At 69.5% G+C, this 8,174-nt stretch carries 10 protein-coding genes; 4 read left to right on the top strand and 6 right to left on the bottom strand.

Annotation, left to right across the window (positions count from 1 at the left end; genetic code table 11):
- Window positions 1-375: 375 nt before the first annotated feature.
- Window positions 376-843, top strand: a complete 468-nt coding sequence (locus tag B0W88_RS27405; RefSeq protein WP_077037742.1) for a YidB family protein — start codon at window positions 376-378, stop codon at window positions 841-843.
- 70 nt (window positions 844-913) lie between these two features.
- Here the strand turns inward: B0W88_RS27405 and B0W88_RS27400 are convergent, their stop codons facing one another.
- Window positions 914-1,204: a helix-hairpin-helix domain-containing protein gene (locus B0W88_RS27400; RefSeq protein WP_077037741.1), complete on the bottom strand. Its 291-nt coding sequence runs from the start codon at window positions 1,202-1,204 to the stop codon at window positions 914-916.
- A 13-nt stretch (window positions 1,205-1,217) separates the two neighbouring features.
- A complete protein-coding gene (lexA, locus tag B0W88_RS27395; protein WP_077037740.1) occupies window positions 1,218-1,922 on the bottom strand; it encodes a transcriptional repressor LexA in 705 nt (234 codons plus the stop codon).
- 66 nt (window positions 1,923-1,988) lie between these two features.
- Here lexA and B0W88_RS27390 point away from each other — a divergent pair, with 66 nt between their 5' ends.
- Window positions 1,989-2,936: an asparaginase gene (locus B0W88_RS27390; protein WP_077037739.1), complete on the top strand. Its 948-nt coding sequence runs from the start codon at window positions 1,989-1,991 to the stop codon at window positions 2,934-2,936.
- A 4-nt stretch (window positions 2,937-2,940) separates the two neighbouring features.
- Entirely contained in the window at window positions 2,941-3,966 is a 1,026-nt protein-coding gene (locus tag B0W88_RS27385) for a CaiB/BaiF CoA-transferase family protein (protein ID WP_077037738.1), read from the top strand.
- A 7-nt stretch (window positions 3,967-3,973) separates the two neighbouring features.
- Here the strand turns inward: B0W88_RS27385 and B0W88_RS27380 are convergent, their stop codons facing one another.
- Together B0W88_RS27380 and B0W88_RS27375 are read right to left on the bottom strand one after the other, a co-directional pair.
- Complete coding sequence (locus tag B0W88_RS27380; RefSeq protein WP_077037737.1) at window positions 3,974-4,402, bottom strand: organic hydroperoxide resistance protein; 429 nt, start codon at window positions 4,400-4,402, stop codon at window positions 3,974-3,976.
- A gap of 22 nt (window positions 4,403-4,424) precedes the next feature.
- Window positions 4,425-4,904, bottom strand: a complete 480-nt coding sequence (locus tag B0W88_RS27375; protein WP_077037736.1) for a MarR family winged helix-turn-helix transcriptional regulator — start codon at window positions 4,902-4,904, stop codon at window positions 4,425-4,427.
- Between the two features lie 61 nt (window positions 4,905-4,965).
- Between B0W88_RS27375 and B0W88_RS27370 the strand changes: the two genes are divergently transcribed.
- Window positions 4,966-5,316, top strand: coding sequence for a DUF1304 domain-containing protein (locus B0W88_RS27370; protein ID WP_077037735.1), 351 nt, complete (start codon window positions 4,966-4,968; stop codon window positions 5,314-5,316).
- 7 nt (window positions 5,317-5,323) lie between these two features.
- Here the strand turns inward: B0W88_RS27370 and B0W88_RS27365 are convergent, their stop codons facing one another.
- Together B0W88_RS27365 and prmB are read right to left on the bottom strand one after the other, a co-directional pair.
- Complete coding sequence (locus tag B0W88_RS27365) at window positions 5,324-7,297, bottom strand: ATP-binding cassette domain-containing protein (RefSeq protein WP_077037734.1); 1,974 nt, start codon at window positions 7,295-7,297, stop codon at window positions 5,324-5,326.
- Entirely contained in the window at window positions 7,294-8,157 is an 864-nt protein-coding gene (gene prmB, locus B0W88_RS27360) for a 50S ribosomal protein L3 N(5)-glutamine methyltransferase (protein ID WP_077037733.1), read from the bottom strand. The genes B0W88_RS27365 and prmB overlap by 4 nt, the downstream gene beginning before the upstream one ends.
- Window positions 8,158-8,174: the final 17 nt, after the last annotated feature.

Genomic DNA, 8,174 nt, shown 5'->3' with positions numbered 1-8,174 from the left:
GCCCTGTTGTCGGCGCCGCATCGGCGGCTTGTTGGAGGTGGCGGGTGCGGCGGCGGGCGGCAGGGAGTCGTGGGACATGGTGATCTTCGAATTCTTTGCGCGAACGGAATCACAGGCTGCAAACTAGGCAGCCGCCATTGAACCATCGGACCATGCCGCCGATGCCGGATGCCGGTAAAGAAAACTTAAGTCACGCGCGCCGGAATCTCATCGACGCATAACTGCCAGACATGGCGGCGACCGGGCCGTGCCGGACGTCACGGGCAAGCCTTGTGCCGCTGCCCGCGTACCAGGAACAGGGGGATGGCCGGGACCGCTTGCGGCCCAATACTGCGCACGCCCGACTGGGGCTGGTCTTCAAGGAGTCAGAACATCATGGGACTGCTGGATTCACTCGCAAACAGCGCGTTGAGCGCATTGGCTGGCCAGGGCGGAACGGCGCCGGGCGCTGCACCCTCCGACGAGGTCGCCGCTGCGGCCGCCCACCCGCAGATGATGGACGTGCTGGGCGGCCTGCTCGGCGGCGGCCAGGGCGGCTCCAGCGGCCTGGGCGGCCTGCTGGCGATGGCGCAGCAGGCGGGCCTGGGCGAGATCGTCGCCTCATGGATCGGCACCGGGAAGAACCTGCCGATCTCGGCCGACCAGATCGGCAGCCTGCTGGGCAACGGCCAGATCCAGGACATCGCGCAGCGGCTGGGCCTGCCGCCCGAACTGGCCTCGCAGGCGCTGAGCCATCTGCTGCCGCATGCCGTGGACCACCTGACGCCGGATGGGCAGGTGCCATCGAACGACATGCTGGAGCAGGGCCTGTCGCTGCTCAGGAGCATGTCGGCAGGCCGCTGAACGCATGAACGCAACAAGGCCCGGCTGAAGCAACAAGGCCCGCCATGCCGGCGGGCCTTGTTGCTTGTTTTCAGTCGACCTGCCCGTAGGCCGCCTTGCGGCGCGCGGTGTAGTGCCACCAGGGCGCGGCCGCGGCGCCGTTCATGAAGTCGACCGCGGCCATGAAGGTGTCCAGCACGCAGGGATCCTGCCTCTGGCCACTGAGCTTGCAGAGCTGCCGGTAGAGCGTCAGCGGATCGCGGCCGCGCAGGTCGGTGGGGCGCGCGAGGCCCATCTGCCGCAGATCCTCGGCCATGGCCGGGCCGATGTTCGGGATCTGCTGCAGCTCCGTGCACTGCTCGTGCGAGGCGGCCTTCTTCATCGCCGCGGGACGCTCAGGAGAACATCTGCCCGCGGATCAGGCCCACGGCCAGGCCTTCCAGCGCGAAGCTCTCGTCGCCCTCGGCCACCAGGATGGGCTCGAAGTCGGGGTTCTCGGGCAGCAGCTCGATGCCGCCACCGCCGCGCTTGCGCTGGTAGCGCTTGACGGTGACCTCGTCGCCGATGCGGGCCACGACGACCTGGCCGTTGCGTGCCTCGCTGGCCCTGGCGACGGCGAGCAGGTCGCCGTCCATGATGCCGATGTCCTTCATGCTCATGCCCTTGACCTTGAGCAGGAAGTCGGGCCGCTTGGCGAACATGCCGGCCTCGACGGTGTAGGTCTGCTCGATGTGCTCCTCGGCCAGGATCGGCGCGCCGGCGGCCACGCGGCCGACCAGCGGCAGCGTCAGCTGCGCGAGGCTGGCGATGGGCAGCGCGAACTGCCGCGCCGCTTCGCGCGCCGTCTCGCGAGCGCGGTTGACCGCGCGCAATGTGTCAGACTTCAGCCGGATGCCTCGGGAGGTGCCGCCGACCAGTTCGATCACTCCCTTGCGCGCCAGGGCCTGCAGGTGTTCCTCGGCCGCGTTGGCGGAGCGGAACCCCAGCTCGGCGGCGATCTCGGCGCGGGTGGGCGGGGCGCCGGTCTTCTCGATGGCGTCGCGCACCAGATCCAGGATCTGCTGTTGGCGGGCGGTCAGTTTCGGGCTGCTGTCTTCCATGGGTGGCTGGCCTTTCATCCAGTGCCTGTATTTTTATCCAGTTTTAGCCAATTGCACAAGCAACATATGACGTCTGACCTGATCGCCGACCTCGTCGTGATCCTTGGAACCGGTGGCACCATCGCCGGCACCGCCACCGACGCCTCCGACAACGTCGGCTACACCGCCGCGCAACTGGGCGTGGCGCAGCTGGTCAGTGCAGTTCCGTCGTTAGCGGCCCGCCGGCTGGAGACCGAGCAGGTGGCCCAGCTCGACAGCAAGGACATGGACTTCGCCACCTGGCAGCTGCTTGCGGCGGCGGTGGCGCGGCACCTCGCCCGGCCCGAGGTGTCAGGTCTTGTCATCACCCACGGCACCGACACGCTGGAGGAGACCGCCTGGTTCCTGCAGCGGGTGCTGGCGCCGGCCAAGCCGGTGGTGATCACCGCTGCGATGCGGCCGGCCACGGCGCTGCAGAAGGACGGGCCGCAGAACCTGCTCGATGCGGTGGCCGTCGCGCTGGACCCGGGTGCCAGCGGCGTGCTCGTGGCCTTCGGCGGCTCGGTGCATTCGGCCGGGCAGGTGCGCAAGGTGCACAGCTACCGGGTGGACGCCTTCGCGTCGGCGGACGGCGCGCGGCTCGCGGCCGTCGAGGAAGGGCAGGTGCGCTGGCTCGCACGCCTGTCTCCGGCGGAGCCGCCGCTGGGCCTGCCGGCCATCGCCCGGCCGGCGGCGCAATGGCCGCGCGTGCAGATCCTGCTGAACCATGTGGGCGCCGATGGCGGCATCGTGCGCGCGCTGCTGGCCCAGGGCGTGGACGGCCTGGTCGTCGCCGGCACCGGCAACGGCACGCTGTCGAACGCGCTCGAAGCCGCGCTGCGCGAGGCGCAGGCGCAGGGCGTGCGGGTCGTGCGCAGCACGCGCTGCGATGCGGGGCCGGTCACCTCGTCGGCGGATGCGCTGCCCAGCGCCGGCGCCTCGGGGCCGGTCAAGGCGCGGATCGATCTGCTGCTCGCCCTGCTCGACGAAAGCTGAGCCCATGAAGGCGCCCTTGCACGACCTGCGCGTCATCGAGTTCGAGGGCCTCGGCCCGGGCCCCCTGTGCGGCCGCATGCTGGCCGACATGGGCGCGCAGGTCACGGTGATCGTGCGCCCCGGCAGCGGCGGCGTGGCCGAGAAGCTCGGCGGCGCCGAGCAGCCGCTGCGCCGCGGCAAGCAGGTGCAGGTGCTGGACCTGAAGAAGCCCGAGGACCGCGCCGCCGCGCTGGCGCTGGTGGCGCAGGCCGATGCGCTGATCGAAGGCAATCGCCCGGGCGTGATGGAGCGCCTGGGCCTGGGCCCGGCGGCCTGCGGCGCCGTCAACCCGCGCATCGTCTACGGCCGCATGACCGGCTGGGGCCAGCAGGGGCCGCTCGCGCAGGCGGCGGGCCACGATCTCAACTACGTGGCGCTGACGGGGCTGCTGTCGCTGTCGGCCCGTCCCGGCGAGCGACCGATCGTGCCGCCCACGGTGCTGGGCGATGCCGGTGGTGCGCTGGGCCTGGCCTTCGGCATCGTCTGCGCGATCCTGGAGGCGCGGCAGAGCGGGCAGGGGCGGGTGGTCGATGGCGCGATCGTCGACATCGTCGCCATGCTGGGCGGCATCGCCCAATGGGTGCGGGCCAGCGGCCAGCTCGGCGGGCCGGAGCCCAGCCCCTTCCACGATTCGCCGTTCTACGAGGTCTATGGCTGCAGCGATGGCGGCTTCATCACCATCGGCCCGCTGGAGCCGCAGTTCTATGCGCTGCTGCTGCAGAAGCTGGGGCTCGCCGATGTGGATCCGGCTGCCCAGTACCACAAGGCCGGATGGCCGGCCTTGAAGGAGCGCCTCACGGCGCTGTTCGCCAGCCAGCCGCGCGCCCACTGGTGCGCGCTGCTGGAAGGCACGGACGTCTGCTTCGCGCCGGTGCTCGGCATGGCCGAGGCCGCGCAGCATCCGCACATGGCCGCACGCGGCGTCTATGTGACGGATGCCGGTGGCGCCGTGCTCCCGCAGGCGGCGCCGCGCTTCCTTCCGCTGGGCTGAACGAGCCTCAGAGGATGTTCAGCGTCACCTCGATATTGCCGCGCGTGGCGTTCGAGTAGGGGCAGACTTGGTGGGCGGCGGCGACGAGCTGTTCGGCCGTGGCGCGCTCCATGCCGGGCAGGCTGATGTTCAGCGTGGCCTGGATGCCGAAGCCGTTGGGGATCGGGCCGATGCCCACGTCCGCGGCGATCGACACGTCCGCCGGCACGGCGATCTTCAGCTTGCCGCCCACGGCCTTCATCGCGCCGATGAAGCAGGCCGAGTAACCCGCGGCGAACAACTGCTCGGGGTTGGTGCCGGCGCCGCCGGGGCCGCCCATTTCCTTGGGCACGGTCAGCTTGACTTCGAGGTTGCCGTCGCTGGACTTGGAGCTGCCGTCACGGCCGCCGGTAGAGGTGGCGTGGGCGGTGTAGAGGACTTTTTCGAGAGCAGCCATGGTGATTCTCCTGTGAGTAGGTTCAGGCGGGTTGATCGGCGCCCTGCAGCTGCGATCGCAGCTGCTGCAGGCGCCGGGTGAGGGAAAGCATTTCGTCAACCGGGCAGGCGCTGGCGCAGGCGATGGCAGGCGGGATGCCTGCGGCCTTCTTCTTCAGCGTACGGCCGGCGGGTGTCAGGTGGATGTCCACGCGGCGCTCGTCGTCGGCGCTGCGCTTGCGGGCGATCAGGCCCGCCGTCTCCATGCGCTTGAGCAGCGGCGTCAGCGTGCCCGAGTCCAGCGAGAGGCGCTGGCCCAGCGAGGACACCGACACGCCGTCCTGCTCCCACAGCACCAGCATCGCCAGGTACTGCGGATAGGTCAGGCCCAGCGGCTCCAGCAAGGGCTTGTACAGCTTGGTCATTGCCAGCGAAGTGGAGTACAAGGCGAAACATAACTGGACATCCAGACGGAGCCAGTCTTCGTTCGCTGTCTTGGCGGCTGTCCTGTTGGCGTGCGGCATGGACGTAAATGTAGAGCGCAATTCAATTGTACACAATCTAAATGGTTATTCTGGGGGACCGATGACATTGATCGCGACGATCCTGGTGGCGCTGGTGGCCGCCCTGCACCTGTACTTCCTGGTGCTGGAGATGTTCCTGTGGACCAAGCCGCAGGGGCTGAAGACCTTCAGGCTCGACCCGGCCTTCGCCGAGGCCAGCAAGACGCTGGCGGCGAATCAGGGGCTGTACAACGGATTCCTGGCCGCGGGCCTGGTGTGGGGGCTGTGCCGGGGCGACGTGCCGGCGCAGCTCTTCTTCCTCGGCTGCGTGGTGGTCGCGGGCGTCTACGGCGCGGCGACGGTGGGCCGCAAGATCCTGTTCGTGCAGGCGCTGCCGGCGGCGCTGGCGATCGCCGCCGTGCTGATGGCCTGACTCGAAATCAGGCGGAGGCCTGCATCGCCTCCACCTGCTCGCTCAGTTCCAGCCAGCGCATCTCGGCTGCTTCCAGTTCGTCGTGGATGGCCTTGAGGCGTTTGCCCACCTCGACGATGCGCGCCGGGGCCGCCTGGCCTGAGGCCAGTTCGGCCTCCAGCGCCGTGCGCTCGTCGGCGAGCTTGTTGAGCTTGCCGTCGATCGTCTCCATCTCCCGGCGCATCGGCTTCGTCTGCTCGGCCAGGCGCATGCGGGCCTGGCCGGCGGCCTTGCGGTCTTCACGGGGCACGATCGGCGCGGGGGGCGGCGGCGCTTCGACAACGGCCACGGGCGCTGGCGCGGCGGCAGCCTTCTTCGCTGCTTCCTTGGCGGCCTTGGCGGCTTCCTTCGACTGCTCCAGCAGCCACTTCTGGTAGTCGTCCAGGTCGCCGTCGAACGGGCCGACCTTGCCGGCCGTCACCAGCCAGAACTCGTCGCAGACCTCGCGCAGCAGCGCGCGGTCGTGGCTCACCAGCATCACCGTGCCCTCGAACTCGTTCAGCGCCATCGAGAGCGCCTCGCGGGTCTGCAGGTCCAGGTGGTTGGTCGGCTCGTCCAGCAGCAGCAGGTTGGGGCGCTGCCAGACCAGCATCGCCAGCACCAGCCGCGCCTTCTCGCCGCCGGAAAGGCTGCCCACCGCCTGGTTCACCATGTCGCCGACGAAGCGGAACTGGCCCAGGAAGTCGCGCAGCTCCTGCTCGCGCGCGCCGGGGCTGACCTCCTTGGCGAGCCGCACCATGTGCATCAGCGGGCCTTCGTCGGGCCGCAGCACGTCCATCTCCTGCTGGGCGAAGTAGCCGATCGACAGGCCCTTGCCCTCGGTGATCTTGCCGGCCATCGCGCGCTGCATGCGGGCCACCGTCTTCACCACCGTGGACTTGCCCTGGCCGTTGGCGCCCAGGATGCCGATGCGCTGGCCGGCCAGCACCGAGCGGTCGATGCCGCGCACGATGATGTTCTCGACGCCGTCAACCTCGTACCCGCACGCCACTTCGTCGAACATCAGCATCGGGTTGGGCAGCGACACCGGCTCACGGAACTCGAAGCTGAAGTCCGAGGCCGTCAGCACCGGCGCCAGCTTCTCCATCCGCTCCAGCGCCTTCACCCGGCTCTGCGCCTGCTTGGCCTTGCTGGCCTTGGCCTTGAAGCGGTCGATGAACTTCTGCAGGTGGGCCATGCGGTCCTGCTGCTTCTCGAAGGCGGCCTGCTGCAGCACCAGGCGCTCGGCGCGCATCGCCTCGAAGGCGGTGTAGTTGCCGCCGTAGCGCATCAGCTTGGACTCGTCCAGGTGCAGCGTGACCTTGGTGATCGCGTCGAGGAATTCGCGGTCGTGGCTGATGATGATCAGCGTGCCGTCATAGCGCTGCAGCCAGGCTTCCAGCCAGACGAGGGCGTCGAGGTCCAGGTGGTTCGTAGGCTCGTCCAGCAGCATCAGGTCGGCCGGACACATCAGCGCGCGGGCCAGTTGCAGGCGCATGCGCCAGCCGCCGGAGAAGCTGTTCACCGGGGCGTCCACCTGCGCGCCCTTGAAGCCCAGGCCCATCAGCAGCGCTTGCGCACGAGGGCGGGCGTCGAAGGCGCCGGCGTCCATCAGCAGGCCGTGGGCATCGGCCATCGCGTGGCCGTCCTCGGCGGCCTCGGCGTCGGCCAGGGCCTTCTGCGCGGCCATCAGCCGGGTGTCGCCTTCGAGCACGAAGTCGGTGGCCGGCATGTCGGTCTCGGGCATGTTCTGCGCGACCTCGCCGACAGCCCACTGGCGCGGGATCTCGACGTCGCCCTTGTCGCTCTGCAGCCGGTCGGTCAGCAGGGCGAACAGGCTCGACTTGCCGGCGCCGTTGCGGCCCACGAGGCCGACCTTCTCGCCGGGTTGCAGCGTGACGCTGGCGTCGTCGAGGACGACCTTGGTGCCGCGGCGCAGCGTGATGTTTCTTAAGGTGATCAAAGCAGGGACTCTTTCGTGACCAGCAGAACCTGGTCTTCTCCGGCCGATGTTTCCATCCAGGCCACTTCCAGTTGGGGGAACGCCGCCTCGAAGAACGCGCGCTCGTTGCCGATTTCCAGTACCAGCACGCCGCCGTCGTTCAGGTGCGCCGGCGCCTGCGCCAGCAGCGTGCGCACGAAGTCCATGCCGTCCGCGCCGCCGGCCAGGGCCAGCTCCGGCTCGGCGCGGTACTCGGCGGGCAGCGCGGCCATCGAGCCGCTGTTGACGTAGGGCGGGTTGCACAGGATCAGGTCATAACGGCGATCCTCGGCGGCGCCGAGTCCGTCGCCCTGCAGCAGCGTGATGCGGTCGGCCAGCTGATGGCGGTCGACGTTGATGCGGGCCACTTGCAGCGCCTCGGGGCTCAGGTCGATGGCGTCGACCGACACCTCCGGCCAGGCCATCGCCGCCAGCACGGCCAGCGAGCCGTTGCCGGTGCAGAGGTCCAGCACCTTCGTCGTCTGGTCGGACAGCCAGGCGTCGATGCTGGCGTCGGCGATCAGCTCGGCGATGAAGCTGCGCGGCACGATGGCCCGCTCGTCCACGTAGAAGGGCACGCCCTGCAGCCAGGCCTCCTGCGTCAGGTAGGCGGCGGGCTTGCGGGTGGCGATGCGCTCGCCCACCAGCGCCTCGACGGCGGCGAGCTGGTCCGGGGTCAGGTCTTGCGACTCGTGCTCGTCGAGGCTGTCCAGCGGCAGGCCGAGCTTCCAGAGCGCCAGCCAGGCGGCCTCGTCGAAGGCGTTGGTCGTTCCGTGCCCAAACGAAACGCCCGCTTCATCTAAGCGGGCGGCCTGGGCTTCAATGCAGTTCAGCAGGTTCATGGCGGGGAGAGGTGGTC

It is taken from the genome of Pelomonas sp. KK5, assembly GCF_001984095.1.
GTDB lineage: Bacteria > Pseudomonadota > Gammaproteobacteria > Burkholderiales > Burkholderiaceae_C > KK5.
This window is presented reverse-complemented; position numbering and strand designations above follow the sequence as displayed.

Coding starts and splice junctions, on each gene's coding strand:
- B0W88_RS27405 (WP_077037742.1), top strand. CDS start 376: ATGGGACTGCTGGATTCACTCGCAAACAGCGCGTTGAGCGCATTGGCT.
- B0W88_RS27400 (WP_077037741.1), bottom strand. CDS start 1,204: ATGAAGAAGGCCGCCTCGCACGAGCAGTGCACGGAGCTGCAGCAGATC.
- lexA (WP_077037740.1), bottom strand. CDS start 1,922: ATGGAAGACAGCAGCCCGAAACTGACCGCCCGCCAACAGCAGATCCTG.
- B0W88_RS27390 (WP_077037739.1), top strand. CDS start 1,989: ATGACGTCTGACCTGATCGCCGACCTCGTCGTGATCCTTGGAACCGGT.
- B0W88_RS27385 (WP_077037738.1), top strand. CDS start 2,941: ATGAAGGCGCCCTTGCACGACCTGCGCGTCATCGAGTTCGAGGGCCTC.
- B0W88_RS27380 (WP_077037737.1), bottom strand. CDS start 4,402: ATGGCTGCTCTCGAAAAAGTCCTCTACACCGCCCACGCCACCTCTACC.
- B0W88_RS27375 (WP_077037736.1), bottom strand. CDS start 4,904: ATGCCGCACGCCAACAGGACAGCCGCCAAGACAGCGAACGAAGACTGG.
- B0W88_RS27370 (WP_077037735.1), top strand. CDS start 4,966: ATGACATTGATCGCGACGATCCTGGTGGCGCTGGTGGCCGCCCTGCAC.
- prmB (WP_077037733.1), bottom strand. CDS start 8,157: ATGAACCTGCTGAACTGCATTGAAGCCCAGGCCGCCCGCTTAGATGAA.